This window comes from Streptomyces sp. NPDC102360 (assembly GCF_044766085.1).
In the GTDB taxonomy this organism is placed as follows: Bacteria; Actinomycetota; Actinomycetes; order Streptomycetales; family Streptomycetaceae; genus Streptomyces.
Genome location: NZ_JBIWLG010000039.1, coordinates 1 through 1,000, shown reverse-complemented (window position 1 = coordinate 1,000; position 1,000 = coordinate 1). Strand labels below are relative to the sequence as shown.

Genomic DNA, 1,000 nt, shown 5'->3' with positions numbered 1-1,000 from the left:
CTAGATGATCGATTCCAAGGGGTCAGTGGTCGTAGGCGGTCAGTGACCGCAGTACGGGCTGTCCGGTCTGGTCGTTGTGCCAGATCGCGGCGGTCAGCGCGAGGATGCGCTGCATGACTCGGGCGACGACCCCGCCGGGTGTGCGGCCGCGGTGGTGCTCCAGGTCGAGCTGGCCTTTGAAGGACTCGTTGACCGACTCGATGATCTGCCGCAGTGGCTTGAACAGCGGGGCGCCGGGGCGTTCGGGCTCTCTCTTGCGGGCCGGCCGCAGCAGGTGGATGCCCTGCTCGGCCAGTTCGCGCTCGAAGGCGCGGCCGAAGTAGTTCTTGTCGCCGATCAGCGTCTGGCCGGGCCGGCGGGCGACCAGGTCGTCCTCGGCGGCCAGCAGGTCCAGGAGCGTCTCGCGCTCGTCGGCCTTCGCGCCGGTCAGGGCGAAGCCGACCGGGAGCCCCTGGAGGGTGCAGACCAGGTGCAGCCGCAGGCCCCAGAAGAAGCGGCTGTGGCTGGCGCAGTAGCCGTACTCGGCCCATCCGGCCAGGTCGGACCGCTTGACGGTCTCCCGTGAGCGTCCGCATTCCACGGGCGTGGAGTCCACGATCCACACGTCGTCGCTCCACACGGAGGTGTCGACGGCCAGCGTGCGGGTTACCCGGCGCAGCAGGTCCGCGGCCTTGCGCAGCCTCTTGTTGTAGCCGGGCTGCTGGGGCACGTACGGGAAGAGGTGCCGCAGGTGGGCGTGGACATGGCGGAGCCATCGGGCCTCGGAGGTGAAGCCGAGCATGGCCTGCATCACGGCGAGCGTGACCAGCTCGGCATCGCTCAGTTTCGCGGCGATCCCGACGGCCGGGCGCCACGGCGCGAGATCTGGTGATGCCTTCAGCAGGTCGTCGGTCTTGACGTACAGTGCGGTCGCGAGGGAGTCCAACTCTGTCTTCACACACTGACGTTGGGCTCCCTTCGCATGTACACGCAGCCGAACCCTTGGAATCGATCATCTAGG

The 1,000-nt window shown here is 68.2% G+C and carries 1 protein-coding gene; it reads right to left on the bottom strand.

All coding sequences use genetic code 11. The annotated features are described in order from the left end of the window. Positions 1 to 22: 22 nt before the first annotated feature. Positions 23 to 937 (bottom strand): IS982 family transposase, encoded by a 915-nt coding sequence (locus tag ACIRHA_RS43165; RefSeq protein WP_403857738.1) that lies wholly within the window; start codon positions 935 to 937, stop codon positions 23 to 25. Between the last annotated feature and the right edge of the window lie 63 nt (positions 938 to 1,000).